This is a genomic window from Cylindrospermum sp. FACHB-282 (assembly GCF_014697195.1).
GTDB lineage: Bacteria > Cyanobacteriota > Cyanobacteriia > Cyanobacteriales > Nostocaceae > Cylindrospermum.
The window spans coordinates 120,603-138,630 of record NZ_JACJRJ010000005.1 but is presented as its reverse complement, the minus strand read 5'-3'; the positions used below and the strand labels follow the sequence as shown (position 1 = coordinate 138,630).

16 protein-coding genes and 1 CRISPR repeat array are annotated in these 18,028 nt (G+C 42.8%); of the genes, 7 read left to right on the top strand and 9 right to left on the bottom strand.

The annotated features are described in order from the left end of the window. Nucleotides 1–70 precede the first annotated feature (70 nt). Together H6G32_RS04315 and H6G32_RS04310 are read left to right on the top strand one after the other, a co-directional pair. Nucleotides 71–829 (top strand): peptidylprolyl isomerase, encoded by a 759-nt coding sequence (locus H6G32_RS04315; RefSeq protein ID WP_190455292.1) that lies wholly within the window; start codon nucleotides 71–73, stop codon nucleotides 827–829. After that, nucleotides 778–3,471, top strand: a complete 2,694-nt coding sequence (locus H6G32_RS04310) for a peptidase domain-containing ABC transporter (RefSeq protein WP_190455291.1) — start codon at nucleotides 778–780, stop codon at nucleotides 3,469–3,471. The genes H6G32_RS04315 and H6G32_RS04310 overlap by 52 nt, the downstream gene beginning before the upstream one ends. Before the next feature lie 63 nt (nucleotides 3,472–3,534). Here H6G32_RS04310 and H6G32_RS04305 read toward each other — a convergent pair whose 3' ends face one another. Next, nucleotides 3,535–3,975, bottom strand: coding sequence for a type II toxin-antitoxin system VapC family toxin (locus H6G32_RS04305; protein ID WP_190455289.1), 441 nt, complete (start codon nucleotides 3,973–3,975; stop codon nucleotides 3,535–3,537). Beyond that, entirely contained in the window at nucleotides 3,975–4,289 is a 315-nt protein-coding gene (locus H6G32_RS04300) for a hypothetical protein (RefSeq protein ID WP_190455287.1), read from the bottom strand. Before H6G32_RS04300 ends, H6G32_RS04305 begins: the two co-directional genes overlap by 1 nt. 357 nt (nucleotides 4,290–4,646) lie before the next feature. On the opposite strand from H6G32_RS04300, the gene H6G32_RS04295 reads away from it, so the two are divergent. Further along, the gene (locus tag H6G32_RS04295) at nucleotides 4,647–5,327 is read left to right on the top strand and encodes a Uma2 family endonuclease (RefSeq protein ID WP_190455284.1); all 681 of its coding nucleotides are present in this window, start codon (nucleotides 4,647–4,649) and stop codon (nucleotides 5,325–5,327) included. A 706-nt stretch (nucleotides 5,328–6,033) separates the two neighbouring features. Continuing rightward, nucleotides 6,034–7,467: a S8 family peptidase gene (locus H6G32_RS04290; RefSeq protein ID WP_190455283.1), complete on the top strand. Its 1,434-nt coding sequence runs from the start codon at nucleotides 6,034–6,036 to the stop codon at nucleotides 7,465–7,467. Nucleotides 7,468–7,617: 150 nt separating this feature from the next. On the opposite strand, the gene H6G32_RS04285 is transcribed toward H6G32_RS04290, so the two are convergent. From H6G32_RS04285 to xth, 3 genes are all read right to left on the bottom strand, one after another. Next, nucleotides 7,618–9,114, bottom strand: coding sequence for an HlyD family efflux transporter periplasmic adaptor subunit (locus H6G32_RS04285; protein ID WP_190455281.1), 1,497 nt, complete (start codon nucleotides 9,112–9,114; stop codon nucleotides 7,618–7,620). 90 nt (nucleotides 9,115–9,204) lie between these two features. Then, complete coding sequence (locus tag H6G32_RS04280; protein ID WP_190455278.1) at nucleotides 9,205–10,080, bottom strand: SDR family oxidoreductase; 876 nt, start codon at nucleotides 10,078–10,080, stop codon at nucleotides 9,205–9,207. Nucleotides 10,081–10,191: 111 nt separating this feature from the next. Beyond that, nucleotides 10,192–10,974: an exodeoxyribonuclease III gene (gene xth, locus H6G32_RS04275; protein ID WP_190455275.1), complete on the bottom strand. Its 783-nt coding sequence runs from the start codon at nucleotides 10,972–10,974 to the stop codon at nucleotides 10,192–10,194. A gap of 562 nt (nucleotides 10,975–11,536) precedes the next feature. Between xth and H6G32_RS04270 the strand changes: the two genes are divergently transcribed. The 3 genes from H6G32_RS04270 (at nucleotide 11,537) to H6G32_RS04260 (ending at nucleotide 13,962) form a co-directional block, all read left to right on the top strand. Next, nucleotides 11,537–11,722, top strand: a complete 186-nt coding sequence (locus H6G32_RS04270) for a hypothetical protein (protein ID WP_190455272.1) — start codon at nucleotides 11,537–11,539, stop codon at nucleotides 11,720–11,722. Between the two features lie 228 nt (nucleotides 11,723–11,950). After that, a complete protein-coding gene (locus H6G32_RS04265) occupies nucleotides 11,951–12,976 on the top strand; it encodes a zinc-dependent alcohol dehydrogenase (protein ID WP_190455270.1) in 1,026 nt (341 codons plus the stop codon). A gap of 374 nt (nucleotides 12,977–13,350) precedes the next feature. Then, nucleotides 13,351–13,962 (top strand): hypothetical protein, encoded by a 612-nt coding sequence (locus H6G32_RS04260; RefSeq protein ID WP_190455381.1) that lies wholly within the window; start codon nucleotides 13,351–13,353, stop codon nucleotides 13,960–13,962. 42 nt (nucleotides 13,963–14,004) lie between these two features. Here the strand turns inward: H6G32_RS04260 and H6G32_RS04255 are convergent, their stop codons facing one another. The 4 genes from H6G32_RS04255 to cas4 all read right to left on the bottom strand — a co-directional run bounded on the left by H6G32_RS04255 (nucleotide 14,005) and on the right by cas4 (nucleotide 17,896). After that, nucleotides 14,005–14,376, bottom strand: a complete 372-nt coding sequence (locus H6G32_RS04255; protein ID WP_190455267.1) for a Dethiobiotin synthetase — start codon at nucleotides 14,374–14,376, stop codon at nucleotides 14,005–14,007. 95 nt (nucleotides 14,377–14,471) lie between these two features. Continuing rightward, nucleotides 14,472–15,513: a CRISPR direct-repeat array (repeat unit 37 nt; unit sequence GTTTCAATCCCTAATAGGGATTTTGATGAATTGCAAC). Between the two features lie 265 nt (nucleotides 15,514–15,778). Beyond that, nucleotides 15,779–16,066: a CRISPR-associated endonuclease Cas2 gene (gene cas2 / locus H6G32_RS04250; protein WP_190455263.1), complete on the bottom strand. Its 288-nt coding sequence runs from the start codon at nucleotides 16,064–16,066 to the stop codon at nucleotides 15,779–15,781. 220 nt (nucleotides 16,067–16,286) lie between these two features. Continuing rightward, the gene (cas1d, locus tag H6G32_RS04245; RefSeq protein WP_190455261.1) at nucleotides 16,287–17,291 is read right to left on the bottom strand and encodes a type I-D CRISPR-associated endonuclease Cas1d; all 1,005 of its coding nucleotides are present in this window, start codon (nucleotides 17,289–17,291) and stop codon (nucleotides 16,287–16,289) included. Nucleotides 17,292–17,302: 11 nt separating this feature from the next. Further along, the gene (gene cas4 / locus H6G32_RS04240; protein ID WP_190455258.1) at nucleotides 17,303–17,896 is read right to left on the bottom strand and encodes a CRISPR-associated protein Cas4; all 594 of its coding nucleotides are present in this window, start codon (nucleotides 17,894–17,896) and stop codon (nucleotides 17,303–17,305) included. Nucleotides 17,897–18,028 lie beyond the last annotated feature (132 nt).

Below are 18,028 nucleotides of genomic sequence, written 5' to 3'. Positions count from 1 at the left end.
TTTCTGCTATTTTCTCTATCATTTAATTGAAAGTTTTATCGCTTTTTAATCTCTTCGACGTGTTTATTTCATGGAATCTTCATCATTTTTGACTGTCAATGACCAGCCAATTACCATTTCACAGGCGGTAAAATATCTACAAGCCTCCGGAAAAATGGGGCAGTTCATTGGCACTATTCTCCGCCAGCAAGTAATTGAGCAAGAAATAGAAACGCGCGAAGATATTGAGATTAGTTCCTCATTAGCTGAACAAACAATTATTGAGTTTCGGCTAAAAAATCAACTGAGTGATCCCAAAGCTTTTCAAGAATGGTTAAAAAGTAATGGCAGCGATTACGCTACATTTCATGCATCAATTACTTTTAGCTTCAAGTTAGAAAAACTGAAAGCTTTAGTCACAGAACCAAAACTTTCAGAATACTTCATTGAACGGAAGCTCTTTTTAGATCGGGTGGTACTCTCACGGATTCTTGTTGATAATCGCGAACTGGCTGAAGAACTACAAACCCAAATTGAAGAAAGAGGTAGTTTTGAAGAATTCGCCAAAGAATATTCTCTAGCAGAAGAGCGAATTTTTAATGGCATGATGGGCCCTATTAGCCGGGGAACCCTGCCGGATATAGTCAGGGCGGCTGTGGATGCAGCGACTCCTGGACAATTGGTAGGGCCAATAGAACTTGAAGGGCGTTTTGCTGTGTTTCGAGTAGAGCAATTTCTGCCGGCATCTTTAGAAGATACTCAACTAAAACAAACACTACAAAATGAGTTGTTTGAGAAATGGCTAGGGTCGAAAATTCAAAATTTGACGGTCAAATTAGAAGTGAGCTAAAACCTCTGGATAATCAATCTCTACAAGAAAATGCGCTAGCTTCTGTACCTTGGAATCAACCGCCATTATGCTGGCTTACGGATGTACAACAAACCCAATTAAAAAATCAGTCAGAAATCCGCCACTATAGTCTTGGGGAAAAAATCTGGTCACAACAAACCGGAGGTTACCAATTCTTTATTGCTGTGGGAAAAGTCCGCTTGCGAGACGGCAGTGTTGGCAAACCTTTAGCATCCCTAGAAGCGGGGGATTGGTTTGGCGACTTACAAAAATTAGCTGGTGAGTGTAAAGCCGTAGCTGCTAGTAAAGAAGTAGTTGTGGTGTGCTGGAATTCGGCATTGTGGGCAGAATTTTCTACTCCACAAATTGATCAGTTTTGGGTAAGTTTAGAAGCAGAAGAGGAGAAAGGGACGTTTCCGAAATCTCCCAATTTGCCAATTTCCCAATCTGCTAATTTGCCAATCTCGCCATCTCCTACGTCGATAATCTCCAATTATCCTTTTGTTGCTAGCACGAATCCGGCTGCTGCTTGTTTAACAATGGTGGCGCAACAGTTAGAAAATGCTGTGCAACTGGAATGGGTGCAACGCCAACTCCGGGGACAACGCCCAAAGAATGTTGTGGAGGTAGCAGAAAAGCTAGGGTTTGTTTTGCGCCGGTTGCAAGTGAGTTGGGGCGATTTGCGACAATTGTCGTTTCCTGCTTTAATGCTGTGGAATTCTGACTCACTCAACAGCGAAAAAGACGAACTAGGAAAGCCAAAATCGACTTGGGTAGTGGCTTATGGTGTCAAAGGCCAGCGGTTAATTATCGCTAATCCCCTAAATCTTGATCGCACTTGCGAAAGCCTGCCCCAGTCTGTGGTTGAGGCGTCTTGGGATGGGCAATTGTGGCAAGCAGAACTAATATCTAAGCAAGAGAAATTTAACCTTGCTTGGTTCACTCCGGCGGTTTGGAAGTATCGGGGATTGTTGGGAGAAGTGTTGCTGGCGTCCTTTACGTTGCAGCTTTTGGGGTTAACGACACCGTTAATTACCCAAGTTGTGATTGATAAAGTGATGGTGCAGGAGAGTTTACCAACTCTGGATGTGATGGCGATCGCACTTTTATTAGTTGCGACATTTGAATCTATCCTCGGCATCCTGCGGCTATTCATCTTTACCCATACAGCGCGGCGTCTGGATTTGAGTTTATCCGCCCAGTTATTTCGCCACTTAATGCGCTTACCCCTAGCTTATTTTGAGTCGCGTCGGGTGGGGGATACAGTAGCCAGAGTTCAGGAACTGGAACAAATCCGCCAGTTTCTCACCGGTACAGCCTTAACGGTGATCCTCGACAGCATCTTTGCGGTGGTGTACCTGGTATTGATGTTTTACTACAGTATCCCTCTCACCTTTGTGGCCTTAGCGGTACTTCCCTTATTTGCCACTTTGACAATTGTCGCGACACCAATTTTGCGCGGTTGGCTGAACGAAACATTTAACCGCAGCGCTGATAGTCAATCCTTTCTAGTGGAGACGGTGACAGGGATTCACTCGGTTAAAGCCCATGCAGCAGAACCAGTAACACGCGATCGCTGGGAAGGCTTATTTGCCCGCTTCATCCGCACAGGTTTCAAAGCCTCTACCACCTCCAACATTAGCAGCAACATTGGCGACTTTCTCACCAATTTGTCCACCATGTTGATCCTCTGGTTTGGTGCCAAGCTGGTGATTGACCATCAACTCACAGTTGGTCAATTAGTTGCCTTTCAAATGCTCTCAGCCAGAGTTACAGGGCCACTTCTGCGTTTAGTGCAATTGTGGCAAAGTCTGCAACAAGTACTGCTTTCAGTAGATCGAATTGGTGATATTCTCAATGTTGCCCCAGAAGCGGAAGCCGGCACCGGTCTAGTTTTACCCCCCCTCAAAGGTGAAATTAGTTTTGACCAAGTCTTTTTCCGCTACAAAGCCAACACAGAACCAGTGCTGCGGGGCATCTCCTTTAACGTTGAACCAGGGCAATTTGTCGGCATCGTCGGGCGGAGTGGTTCAGGTAAAAGTACCCTGTCAAAGTTACTGCAACGCCTTTATCAAATTGAATCAGGACGCATCCTCATCGATGGTTTTGATATTAAAAGTGCAGATTTAGCATCTTTGCGGCAACAAATTGGCGTAGTTCTCCAAGAAGATTTTTTATTTAACGGTTCCATCTTGGAAAATATCACCCTCGGCAACCCTGATATTACCGCCGAACAAGTGGTAGAAGCTGCTAGATTAGCCGTAGCTCACGATTTCATCAGTCAATTACCCTACGGTTACGAAAACAACGTTGGGGAAAGGGGTACAGCTTTATCTGGTGGACAAAGACAACGTATCGCCCTAGCGCGGTTATTTCTCTCCACAGCGCCAGTTTTAATCTTAGATGAAGCTACCAGCGCTTTGGATAGTGAAACCGAACAGCAAGTTTTGCAAAATCTTCAAAAGGCATCTGCAAACCGCACAGTGTTTTTGATTGCTCACCGTTTTGCACCTCTCAAACGCGCTGATTTGATTTTGGTGTTGGAGAAGGGTGTAATTGCTGAACGTGGAACCCACGCACAGTTATTGCAACAAAAGGGTTTGTATTGGTCACTTTATCAAAGACAGCAAGCAAACGTTTAATATTAACCGCCGATAAACGCCAATAAATTATCCGTCTGCATTAGCGTTTATCTGCGGTTTTTTTCAAATCTTTGTTGGATGTACAGGGGTAATCTCATTCGCATAACGTGCAAAGTCTTTAATATTAAAAGTAAGGATGTGAGTCAGTCCATGAGCGATTATGACTGCCACAAGCCTAGCGTCATGAACATTCACACCCATTACCCCATACTTAAGTACAAGTCGTTTCCATTCAGGGTAAATCTCAGGTATATCTGGCAGTATGGGGAAAAGTGTTTCTAAACGCTTTAGTTCTGCTTCAGCTTCAGCTAAACTCATTCCTAATCCGTTTTTTTCAACCGGACGGGTAGCACTGCGCCAAAACTCAACTAGATTTTGATGAGTTAGATAACAATCTTCTTTTCTTTGCCGAAGTATCCCCAGTGCATTCAAAGCTTCCGCACACATTAGGTGGTTGGGCTGTGCCATTCTCAATATAATATTTGTATCAATAAGATACGCCACTAAATCTCCTCATCCTCATAGATACCTGCCCGACTTACGGCATAGTCAGATAAAGGAGGTATGTTTTGCTTATGTCTATAACTCCATTCATGCAGTGCTTGAAACCACTCTTCATCTGAGGCTGTTTCATAAAATGGACTTTCTGTGGTTTTTACTAACTTCTCCAACATGGCATCAAGATGAGACTTAATGGCTTCTGCTGGAAGACTTGTTATCTTCACTAGTGCTTCAGTAATTGTTTGTATTTCTTCAGGATGAGCTTCTTTAAACTCGGATAACGCACTATTTTGACTATTAGATGTAGTCCTGTTCATAGGTACAGAAGAGTAATTGTCTCAATATCCCATTAGTAAAATAATATTATAAGTTTTGAGTAAGATGTTGACTTTTTGTAGGTTGTGCTGTTATTTTGGATGGTCTGAGAGATTTTATTCTTTCAAAAGCATCCAACATATTGAAAAAATTAGGGCTGAACTAGAAGGATAAACTCATAAAGGTGGGTATTATCTACCATCTGTTGATGGTGGTACAGAAGATTCTAGTTTACAAGTTTCAAGGCGCAAGAATAGAGCAAAGCCTACCCACCGATAAGCTGCGCGATTTACGGTGGGTACGCCAACGCCTAACTACAGCAGCTAAAATAAACCCATACCCACTGCTGTAAGCATTCCATGACCCTAGCGAAAGAATTAGCCTCTCCCCAAAATACCCCAGAAAATGTTATCTTTCCCCCAGGTGATTTATACAGTGACGAACCTCCCTTGGAAAGTGAACTGCATCTAGAGCAGATAATGCTCTTACTCAAATGCCTAAAATGGTTGTGGCGAGACAGAAATGATTTCTACGCGGCTGGCAACCTGACTATTTACTATAGTCCTAACCAACGCAAATCAGAATACTTCCGGGGGCCAGATTTTTTTGTGGTGCTGGACACTGAACGCAAAACCCGTAAAAGTTGGGTAGTTTGGGAAGAAGATGGTAAATATCCTCATTTAATTCTAGAAATTCTTTCTGAATCAACAGCTAATACCGACAAAGATTTAAAGAAAAAGATTTATCAAGATACCTTTCGCACACCCGATTATTTTTGGTTCGACCCATATACATTAGAATTTGCTGGTTTTCACTTATTAGATGGTAAGTACGAACCTCTAGAACCAAATACCCAAGGGCATCTGTGGAGTCAGCAATTGGGTTTATATTTGGGAATATATCAAGGACTATTACGATTTTTTACCCGCGAAGGTGAGCTAGTCCCGACACCAGAAGAAACGGCAGAACAAGAAATCCAACGAGCAGAACGCTTGGCTGCAAAACTGCGGGAATTAAATATTGATCCAGATACAATTTAGAGCGTAGCACACCGATTGCCGAAATCACAAAAGCTTAAACAATAAGACTTAACGGACAGAAATTAGCAAATATGCGGTATGGTTTGTGTTATTAAAAATCATGATTTGTGCGTTAGGGAACGCACCCTACGGGTAGTAAATTTGTGCGGTGCGTAAGTCGTAAACAATTAAAAATTAAAAATTAAAAATTAAAAGATGCAAAGTACCAAAATATTACTTTGCCCTATCAGCATATTTAAGAAAATCTATCAAGTCTACGTAGGTTGGTTTGAGGGACTAAACCCAACATTTCCAGGACTTTGTTGGGTTTCACTTCGTTCTACCCAACCTACAATTTTATTAACACCAAGAGTATTGAGACAAAAATAAGAGATTTTATTGGGACTTACGCAACTGGCATGGCTTTGTAGGGTGCGTCAGACCCAGTAATTCAGTAACAATGAGCAAATTTTCGATATCTGACGCACCCTACAATCTTACATTGAGTGTGACACTTGTGTAAGTCCTATTTATATTTAATCTGGGTGGGCTATAAATAATTACAATTTACATAATCTTATTTGTAATAAAATTAGCAATTTAATATTTGATTTTATAGTATTTTTTGGCAAAGGGAAATAATTTGTGCTGTAAAACCTATTAATGGCAAAGGTTTTCACAGTTCACGTTGTCACGAAATATTGATATTTTTGAGGCTAAAATACTTATGCCCATTGATGAGATTAGTAGTTCTTTGTCGAATAATGGGTTAAATGTTACGCCTATCTCCTCAGTTGATACCTTCAATATTCAGGGAGATAACAGCCTCAGTTTGAGTGGTCGTAGTAGCTTTAATTCAGCCAACGATACTGCTAATATTTCTAGTACTGGGAACTATAACTCTAGCTCTGGCTATGGCTTGGTGAATGCAGCTGATGCTGTTAGTCGAGCTGCTGGTGAGGATACTTATGATGATGTTGCTAATATTGGTGGCAACAATTCGGGAGCAGATATGGTCAAAGCTCCTGAAGCTTGGGAACATGGATACACAGGTAAGGGCGTTATCGTTGCAGTTATAGATACTGGGGTTGACTATAACCACGAAGATTTGCAGAATAATATTTGGACTAATAGCAAAGAAATTGCCGGTAATGGCATCGATGATGATGGCAACGGCTATGTTGATGATGTCCAGGGCTGGAACTTTGTTAGCAATAACAACAATACCCTAGACGACAATAGTCATGGTACCCATGTTGCTGGCACAATCGCCGGAGAGAATAATGATATTGGTGTAACGGGTGTTGCTTATGATGCCAAGATTATGCCTGTTAAGGTGCTGAATGAATCAGGTTCAGGCTCCTATAGTGCGATCGCTAAAGGCATTCGCTATGCTGCGGATAATGGCGCTAATGTAATTAACCTCAGCTTGGGAGGCTCTTATTCTAACAACACTCTCAAGACAGCTATTGAATATGCCAGCAGCAAAGGTGTAATTGTTGTCATGGCCGCAGGTAATGATGGTGCCTCATCCCCAGGTTATCCGGCTCGCTATGCCTACAATACAGGCATTGCAGTTGGCGCCGTAGATGAAGATAATAACCTGGCTGACTTCTCTAACCGTTCTGGCTCCCAAGAAATCACTTATGTCACAGCCCCAGGGGTAGATGTCTACTCCTCATTACCAAATAATCAGTACGGCACTTATAGCGGCACATCTATGGCTACCCCTCATGTTGCTGGGGTAGTTGCTCTGATGCTCAGTGCTAACCCCAACTTGACTCAAACCCAAGTGCGTCAGATAATTACAGGGCAGGCAGAAGGTAGCTCAGAAACTTTAACCTCTAGCCAGACATCTGATTCAATTAATAAATCAGCAAAATCTACAGAACCCATCCCAGTACCGTCTGTTGTTGTCACCATTGGCGAAAATGGCTGGCCGGTGAAGTTTGGTGATTATGAACTGCCAACAATGGAGTTGAGCGTCAGTTCTATCAGCAGCGAAAACCAAATTGCCAACTCTAGCATCAACAGCAGTGTAGTGAGTTCAGCAAATCAATCACCATTCCGCTATTACGATAATAGTTTAAGTAACAACAGCATTGGCAGCGATCATAATTATGATGCTGAAGGAATAGTCAAAAAGCGCCAAAAAAACTGACCGAATTTTAGCTTACAGCAGTTTTCATCTATTTGAACCACATCTATCGTCAGGGCACAGCACTGCTGTGCCCCTACGGTATGGTCTATTTACCTAAAAATCGCTGTAATTATTGTAGAGACGTTGTAGACAACGTCTCTAAAAAATGCCTTATCTGACAGAAAATGCTTCGCTAAAGCGGCGAGTAATCGGCTCAACAATAAAAGTAAAAATTGACTTTTTGCGAGTGACAATTTCCCCATTTGCCGCCATCCCTGGGGTAAATGGAACTTCTTGACCCCGGACGTTGATTGAGTGTTTGCTTAATTTAATTCTGGTGGGGAATACTAAGCCTAATTCTTTATCAACAATTGCATTTGGGCTGACTTGTGCAACTTCGCCCTCAATCACGCCAAATTCCTGGAAGGGGAAGGTCGCCATTTTCACTTTTGCCTTCATCTTCTGACGAATAAAGCCAATATCGCGGTTAAGGACTTTCACCTCTAGCTGCATTTCTTCGCCTTCGGGTAAGATTGACAGCAATTCTTCTCCAGATTGTACTGGCCCTTTAGTGGCTTTGATTCTGTAAATTGTGCCTGCAACGGGAGCCTCGATAGTTTCTAAGGCTTTCTGCTTTCTGGCTTGCTCCAGTTGACCGGCGATGGTGGTTAGGTCTTCTTTGCGTTTGTTGATTTGGGTCAAAATTTCGCTTTGGCGTTCTGATGCCAAACGTAGACCCTGATTACGTGCAGCTTGATAGGCTTGTTCAGCCTGGCGAATTTCTTGGATTTGGGCGGCGATATCTTTTTGTAAAGATGCAACTTTGTCTTGAGCTTCTGTTACCCGATTTTGGGCGTTGGTAACTTCATCTTTGGCTCTGGTGATTTCTGTTTTGGCACGAGTTAATCTTTCTTGGGAGTCCAGGTAATCAATTCGCGGTACAGCACCGGGAGTAACTAGGGTGCGTAGTCCTGCTTCTCTTTTTTGGGCGATCGCTAAATTACTTTCAACTCTAACGCTAATGCTTTGGGCGTTAATCAAGTTTTCTTTGGCGTTGGTGAGGCTGGTTTTGGCGTTAACTAAGTTATCTTGTAGGCGAGTTGAGCGGACTTTGGCTTGATTGATCAGTGACAATTGGCGATTTGCTTCTGCTTCTGCCGTTGCTTGACGCGCTTGGTAGTCTAACAACCGGGAGTTTAACAGTTCATCTTGCAGTTTCGTCCCTGCATTTTTGCTGCCGCTGCGTTCTGCATCCAAACGTTGCAAGTCGTCTTGAATCAATTTACTAGATTTGGCGAAGCGGGCCACATCGGTTTGTTGTAAGTCTGGATCTCGCTGAATCAGAACTTGTCCTTTGCTAACGCGATCGCCTTCTTTGACTTTCACAGACAAAATTGTCCCTCCACCCAAGGCTGTGACCGGTCTTACCTGTGTGGCAGCGATTAATTCCCCTGGTGCTGTAGCGACTTCATCAATTTCTGAAAAATATGCCCAGGCGATCGCGCCAAATACTATAACGCTAATCGTTCCCGCCAATAGTCTGATATAGAGCGATGGTAATTCCTGTACCGCCTTGCCTAATTCATAGGATAATTGCTCCTCTGGTTTAGCGAATCTCTCTTTAGTCTGACGTGCTTGAGCGCCATTTGCCGCTAGGGAATATTTCATAGATTTGGTAATCGGTAATCGGTAATCGGTAATAGGTAACCGGTAATGGTTTTTTGAAAATCACCAATTACCAATTACCCATGACCACATTCAATCTGCTAGATAGCGGCGCACAAAATTTTCTAATGTCTCCAATTGAAAGTTAAAAATCCTTTCTAAATTGGCAATTTCTTCTTTTGTACAGAAAAATTCATTAGCCAACAAGGTGCGAAAGGTTCCCAAACCTGCCTGTGCTTGAGGATTAAATAAACCCAAGACACTGCGTAATCCATCAATGGCAAATAACGGTGAATTAATCACTACTGGCTCTTTGTGGAAGATGCGGCTAAAAATTTGCGGAATATCCTCTCGCAATAAAATCTCCGGCCCTCCCACAGGAAAAATCTGGTTACGAGCGCCTTCAATTGTTATAGAATCAACTACTAACCTAGCTAAATCATCGGTACTCACAATTGAGGTACGGTTTTTGGGGTCACCGATGAGTAGATACAAACCAGTTTCGCGAAACCTTTCGGCCAGTGGGAGCAAGTTTGATGCTAATCCAGCCGGGCGGAAAATTGTGTAATTTAAGCCACTAGCTTGCAGATATCGCTCTACTGCCCGTTTGGCTTTGAACACAGGAGCATCTTCATATCCTCGTTCGGCACCCAGTACGGAAATGAAGATAAAGTGTTCAACTGCATCTTGTTTTGCTTGGTCAATGAGTTCAATATTAGCGCGATAGTCTAGAGATAGAGCATCGCTATCAGAACCGTGGGCGCTAATGATATATTTGACGCCCTGACAAGCTTTCTGGATATCTTTTTCTTCCTGCAAATCACCGATGAAGATGTCAGCACCCCGGTGTTCTAACTCGCTGTAGCGCGATGTGATCCGGACAAATGCCCGCACAGATTTCTCCTGTTGGCGCAAAAGTCGCACGACTCTACGACCAATATCTCCTGTTGCTCCTGTGACTAGAAACATAGCTTTTGGATTTGATTAGGGGGTAGGGGGTATGGGATATTTGGACAGTTCCTCTGGCTCAAATCTCCTTCCCTAGTTCAGTCTAATCACTATTTTCTGAGGGGAAAATTTCTAAAACTCGACAATCACCGGCGTATGGTCGCTAGGCTGGGTCAATTTGCGCGGTTCAACGTCGATAATGCAACTTTGCGCCTTTTCATACAAGATGGGTGTGAGGTAGTGATGGTCAATTCGCCAGCCTAAATTGCGCTTGAAGGCGCTGGTGCGATAGTCCCACCAGCTGTAGTGTCCGCCTTCTGTGGTAAATTTGCGAAAGGCATCGGCAAATCCTAGGGCGAGTATATTCTGTAAGGCTTGGCGTTCTATTTCAGAAGCCATGATGTGATTTTCAGTTTTAACTTTGTCGTGAATGTCTTTAGCTTCTAGGGCAATGTTAAAGTCGCCGCATAGGCAGATGGCAGGTTGTGAGAGCAGAAGTGTCTGCAAGTATTCGCGCAATACTGTTAACCAACCCAGTTTGTAAATATATTTATCACTTCCGACGGCTGAACCATTGGGAACATAGAGATTTACAATCCGAATTCCGTCAATAATGCCAGTAATTACCCGCTTTTGCTCATCCCATTCTGGTGATATGTCTGGCAAAATTCCTTGAAAACCTGTGGTAACGTCTAGAAGCGGTTGGCGGCTAATCAGGGCAACGCCATTGTAAGCTTTTTGTCCGGAAATATAAAGGTGATAGCCTAATTGTTCAAAAGGCGATCGCGGAAAGTCGGCGTCTACAACTTTTGTTTCTTGCAAGCAGAGAACATCAACGGGATTTTGAGTTAACCACTCAATAACCTGTTCTAGGCGGGTACGGATCGAGTTGACATTCCAAGTAGCGATTTTCATTAGTTATTTATCTGTGTGTCGATAGGTAAAGAATTATAAATGATATGAAATTTTCCTGATTAATTAATGTTGATAATTTATATTTTCATTCTTAACTTTCCCCTAAAATGGGCCCTAAGTAATTGATCCCATGACATAATTTAGTATTTGCAGATACAAAATAGGCAATTTTGTAGCCAAGCTTACAAAATATTCTAATTGCTTATGATCCTCAAGATAGATGAAACTATTAACTATAGGCATTAGTTTTAGATTATGGCGGTCAGTTGACTATAGCTGATGGTTTAAGAATAGATTTGGTGGTGGTTTGGGGCTACAGTTAACCGAAATTGCGTTCTGGGAAATCAGTTAAGTTAATTCAAATTAACCCATAGTAAGTACAAATGCTCTATACCTCGGAAAATTAGGTTGGTGATCACTTAACTACGAGGCGATCTCTAAATAAATTATTAAGGATTATAGAGCATTGAATAACTGGATTCATGTCACCAAGATGCGGTTTTAATCAACAAACTTTTTTTGCCTGTCTTAAACAATAACTTTTTTCAAGGAGGACATTGGTATGAGCATGAGAGCTAACACTTGCCCATGCTGCGGCGGTTCGATTCTGCGTCATGTCCGTCATGGTGAACTGTATTGGTTTTGTGTGTCATGCCGCCAAGAGGTACCACTATTAACTATCAGTCGCCTCGCGAAGATAGAAACCCGGATTCCGGGAAAACTTCCCCTGCCGGCAGTGAATTCTTAGTTTGAAAAGTTTTAGTTTGCATAGTCTCTACCTGATAAAATCAGGTGTAGCTGATATCTTGCATCCATTGCCAAAAGCCGTGAACTAAAGTTCCGGCTGAAAGCAAAAACCAGTTAAAACTGGTTAGAATTTTTATCTTGGTTAGCTGTCTTCTAATTTAAGCTTTCAGCCCTAAATTTGAGAATTGTGCAAGATGTCAGGTGTCGCTAATTCATTGGGTTAAAAGCTTTGTTAGCAGCGTTACTTTATGGACAAGAAGATTTACGCCTAGAGGAAGTCGCTGACCCTACTCCGGCGGTTGGTGAGGTGGTGATCCAAGTGGGGGTAGCCACAACTTGCGGTACTGATTTAAAAGTTTGGCGTCGTGGTGGTCATGCGAAGATGCTGAAACTACCAACGCTGTTTGGTCATGAAGGGGCGGGACGAATTGTGGCTTTGGGCGCTGGTGTCAGTGGTTGGCAAATAGGCGATCGCATTGTTGCTAATAATTCTGCACCATGCATGAAATGTTTTTTTTGTCAACGCCAAGAATATTCCCTCTGTCCCAATTTGACATGGAATAATGGGACTTTTGCCGAATATCTGAAGATTCCCGCACCCATAGTCCAGCAGAATATGTTGCCGATTCCCGATGAGTTACCTTGGGAATTAGCAGCGATGACCGAACCTTTAGCTTGTGTGTTGCATGGCATAGGGCGTTCTCATGTCAAAGCTAAAGACCGGGTTGTCGTCTTGGGAGATGGGGCAATTGGACTGATGTTTGTGGCAGCTTTGGCTGATCAAACCGAGGTTTTGCTGTGGGGAGGAAATGACCACAGGTTAGAAATTGGTAAAAAACTCGGTGCAGCCCAGATTTTTAATTATCATCAAATACCGGATATTCCCCCAGTGGTGAAGGAATTCACCGCCGGATGGGGTGCAGATGTGGTGATTGAGGCGACTGGTGTACCCAGGGTTTGGGAAATTGCGATCGCCTGTGCCCGTCCTGGTGGCACTGTAAACTTATTTGGCGGCTGTCCACGGGATACCACAATTACCCTGAACACAGAACAGCTACACTACAGCGAACTGACCATAAAAGGCGTATTTCACAACACTCCAGAATATGTGCGGGCGGCCCTGTCATTGATAGCTAGTCGTCGAATTCCCTTTGAGTTACTGATCAGCGAACACCGCCCATTGCAGGATTTAGCACAGGTGTTTAATGACATGAAGGCGCGTAAAGTAATTAAGGTGGCGCTCATACCCTGTTAAATAGTCTTTCTTCTTTGTATACACTTTGACCGCTCTTCTGCAAATGTCTACGGTGTACACACAAATTAGCCGATTACCCAAAATTCTCCCAAAACCTCACCCTGGTTCTGCTACGCACAACCTGTCCCTCTCCTTCCGAAGGAGAGGGATGTCCGTTAGGACTCTGTTGGATCAAGCATCAATTGCATCACCAGAGACTGGTGTGTACACCTGGCTCCAAATGTAGAGATGTATCCTACAACGTCTCTACACTCCTGTTACAGATTTTTTTTTCAGGGGAAGTTTAATGCTGGGGAAAAAACGGGGAAAACTATGATTACCGCGTTTTGATTAGCGCCCAATGGGAAATTGCTATGTCAGTCTTGAATCAGAAAATGCTCAAAAAATCTCTGCATAAGTTTTTGATTTTGCCTTGTTCTCTAGTACCCTGGCTGTCGGTGGGAATGCTGTTGGATAGTCCAGTTAATGCTTTACCAGGGCAAAGTACAGAAGAAGTCACTACTTGGATTCAAGCTCATCCTACACTCCGCCCCAAAATTGGGGAGAAACTATTTGTGCAAAAGAGTGATACAGCTGCCCAGCGATTTACCTTTCAATCGTCGGTATTACCTCCCGGTAGGGTGGAATTTACCAAGAACCGCAGCCAAATACGCACTGAACGCATGACTATGTATGATGGTATTAATGGCGTTAGTTTCCAGCGTTTCCAAGAATCTTTGCGGGTGATTTATGGTTTGGATATTTATCAAGACTATAAAAGCGCTCAGGTAATTTATCAGTATCCTAACCAAAGTGCGATTAATTCGGCTCGTTTGGCTAAAACTCCGATTCGGGAAGCTTTACGGGGAGAATTGCGAGTAGGCGATCGCTATGCCTACTGGGTAGAAATTGCCCAACCCAAGACAGGTAAGGCTATAACCGGTCAAATCACAGTTTTGCTGAAATCTGATTTAGACAAGTTAGAGGGGGAACTGCGAAATCGTTAACCCGATGAAGGCTGAAGGCTGAAAAGATGTCAATTTCAACCTTCAAACTTCATTTATCAGTTTGCCTCCCGAAGGTAGGGTTTGCCATGTTCCAGAAAAGATGCTCTCTGAGGCTAGGGAAATTCGCTGCAAATCTTCTTTTAGCAGTGGTGGCCAATCAATGCCTATTTTGTGCCCTGCGACAAACAGCTGTTGAGCCTTAACACCTAACTGATAGAGGGCAAATGCCAGTTCTCTATCTAGGCTAGGGGTTTCTTTAAGGGCTTCAAACACGACTTTCAACGCTAACAAAATCGAGGTAATCTGACCTGGAACCGGGGATCTTCCCTGTTTTAAACGGTTTAACAGGGCATCTGGGTTTTCCTCGGTTTTTGTCTGGTCTATGAGGAGTTTGCGAGCTGTTTCGTAATTCATGCCTCCAGCTTACCGCAGTTTTTGGTTCCGTAGTAATACTTAATTTTGCCTGGGGAATGCGGCTCTGGTTCTATTTACTCCATATATTCCACATTTTTTCAATCCCTAATAGGGATTTTGATGAATTGCAACTTTGATGCGGCTAACAGCCTGGAATATGATGAAATTGTTTCAATCCCTAATAGGGATTTTGATGAATTGCAACAAGTTTAGGGAGGCTTCCATATTATGAATGGCCCCGTTTCAATCCCTAATAGGGATTTTGATGAATTGCAACTGCGCATACATGAGCCGACTCACAAGACACTTCGTTTCAATCCCTAATAGGGATTTTGATGAATTGCAACATAGCCAGTGGGCACGGTTCCTGTGAACTCCATGGTGTTTCAATCCCTAATAGGGATTTTGATGAATTGCAACTAATTGATTCACTAAAAGAGGGGATTTATGAGTTTAACTCTAGTTTCAATCCCTAATAGGGATTTTGATGAATTGCAACATCTTCCTTTTGGTGTGGGTTAGAAGAGGAAAGGTTTCAATCCCTAATAGGGATTTTGATGAATTGCAACTCTGGTTAAGAAAGTGGAGAGGAATTTAATACCTAAAGTTTCAATCCCTAATAGGGATTTTGATGAATTGCAACGGAGAAATCTGAGAAATGGGAGAAGCGCTCAAAAGTTTCAATCCCTAATAGGGATTTTGATGAATTGCAACTTATCTAATTCATTTTGAATATCTTGCGGCAATTGTTTCAATCCCTAATAGGGATTTTGATGAATTGCAACGATTTAGCTTGAATAGGGATGATGTCGTGTCTCTGGTTTCAATCCCTAATAGGGATTTTGATGAATTGCAACCTTGGAAGATCAACTATCTGCCAAAACAAGGGGTTTCAATCCCTAATAGGGATTTTGATGAATTGCAACAAAAATAGAAAAATCCTAGAAGTTACTACAATGTTTCAATCCCTAATAGGGATTTTGATGAATTGCAACCACAAGTTGTTTTTGATCTGCTTTGGTATAAGAATGTTTCAATCCCTAATAGGGATTTTGATGAATTGCAACTGGGCCAATCAAGCAATCTCTACCATCAGCACCGTTTCAATCCCTAATAGGGATTTTGATGAATTGCAACCGCTGGGGTCTGGAAGCCTTACCATATTTAGTTTTCAAGGTGCAGTTGCGCGAATCGATCATAAATATACCATTCCAGCCGTTGGTTTGAAAAGAGGGAAGAAAATAAAAAGGCGGAAACCCTTGTGCGGTAAGCTTTTCAGACTTTGCGCGGATCGATTTTGGGTGAAAATGGCTCGAAAACCTTGCTGGGGTTGGGATACAAGCGTTTTTTTCGACCATCAAATTTCTACACCCACCCATCCGCGCAAAAAACGTCCAAAACCCTAGCTAGAAGGGGACTCTGCAAAAAAGATAGTTTCGTCCCGTGGTTGTTCACCGCCAATGCGTTCAACTTTTCCCTGACAACAGGCGCAGAGAAAGTAAAAACGAACGCTGTCAGTATCTGGTTTAATTAGTTTAACCAAACGCGATCGCAGTTTAGCATACTGGGTAGCAGTCAAATCGCACTCAAACACAGAATACTGCATCCACTGTCCATAAGACTTGAGAACCGAATGAATCTTAGTCCGGCGCTTATCTTCGGGAATATCGTAACTCACAACAATAAACATATATAGATGGTTTATGGAACCGAATAAAACCTCACCCTGGTTCTGCTATCGCTTTACCTGTCCCTCTCTATGCGTTGGAGAGGGATGTCCGTTAGGACAGCTTTAATTAGTTTGCTATTGCTTTTGATTATTTTTCTCTCTCTATGCGTTGGAGAGGGATGTCCGTTAGGACAGGGTGAGGTTTTTCGGTGGGGATATTGCTAAAGCGAAAGATGACTAATTACTTCAAAACCAAAGGGGGATATTTATCAACTTCACCCATGAGATATTTACCCAACAACCTGGCTTGAATTTCAAAAGCCTCCTGGTAAGTGCATTTCGTTCCCATAACTGGATGCTTGAAACTCGACTGCTTCTTTTGCTGGTAAGCGGTGAGGAAAATCCGCAGTCCTTCCTTGGTTAAATTCACAGCGCCGCTCAGAGGTTCAGTGATAAAATTATCTGGAGTTAGCGATCGCTTATTGATCAGCGACAACACCATCCCATCCACCACCAAAGGACGAAACTCTTCCATCACATCCAATGCTAGAGAAGGTCTACCATATCTCTCCACGTGCAGGTATCCTAGATAAGGGTCGAAACCCGCGATATTTACAGCACTTTGGACATCGTGACGTAGCAAAGAATAGCCAAAACTCAATAAAGCATTAACTGGGTCAGTCGGTGGACGGCGGTTTCTCGTTGCAAATTCAAACTCTGAAGTCTTTATCAACTGGTCAAAGCAACCAAAATAGGCTGCACTCCCCGCCCCTTCTAGTCCTCGGAGTGAATTTATTTTGCTAGTCTGGTTAATGGGTGCGATCGCATTTTCCAATCGGGTAATGTGAGAACTCAACTTAAGATGAGCATATTCTCGTTGGGCGCGAAGTAAAACTTGGCGGTAATTTTTCAATTTTCCCCGCACAAAAGCCCTAACTAAATGTATCGCTTCGAGTGATTCTCCCGCTGCTTGCCATTGTGCCTTACGAATGAAGATATTTTTCGTGACTTCTGGTTCTAAACGCCCTAAATATTTGCCATTTTCTGTGAGAAAAGTTAAGCAAATCTGGTTTTTTAATAGTTCCGTAATCACCGCCGGCGAAACAGTCGCCCGACCTAAGACCACAATACCATTAATTTTGATTAATGGTACATCCAAAATAGTTTTTTTATCAGCCTTCACCGTCAGACGTTCATCAACTTTGCCGATAAAAGCATCATTTTCCATCACGTAAACTGTACTCATGATTTCACCCCTTAATTAGCTTCTTCGTAATGCTGAATTTTTTCATTTGCTTTGGGCAGACAATGAGATTTAAGGCTGCATCCTTGGCAACGCTTGCTGTAAAAAGGTTTTGGCATAATTCCGGTCGTTAGGAGGCTAGTGACAGCTTGAATTGTGGCGATCGCACTTTGCCGCAACTCCGAAGAAATCTCCACTAATTGGCGTTGATGAGATTGGGCATAATAGATATAACCAGTCTTAATAGATTTCCCCGTCATCTCTTCCAAACACAAAGCTTGGGCGCAGACTTGCAACTCATCATTATCCCATTGACCCTTATTTCCCCGCTTATATTCCACAGGAAAAAGCTCACCAGATTCCACCTCAATCAAATCTGATTTACCAATAAGTTTATATTTTTCAGACTTCAGCCAAATCGCCCGAACTTGCCAAACATCATCCCGATTTGCCTCCCCCACCGTATGAACTCTTTCATGTAAACTTGTCCCTTCAATTGTGTATTGATTATCGCTAAACTCACCCGCACAAATCATCCGCCAACAGCGATGCGGACAATACGCATATTGATTCAATGCCGCAATAGGAATGTAATCGATATCATTCATAGGTGCTAATTAATTGTGAATTATTGATTGCTAACTTTTCGACAAAATCCCCCCAACCCCACTTAAAAAGGGGGGCTAAAACGGCTATCTATATTCTCTTAGTCCGCGCAGGCGGACTTTGTTTGTGTAGCC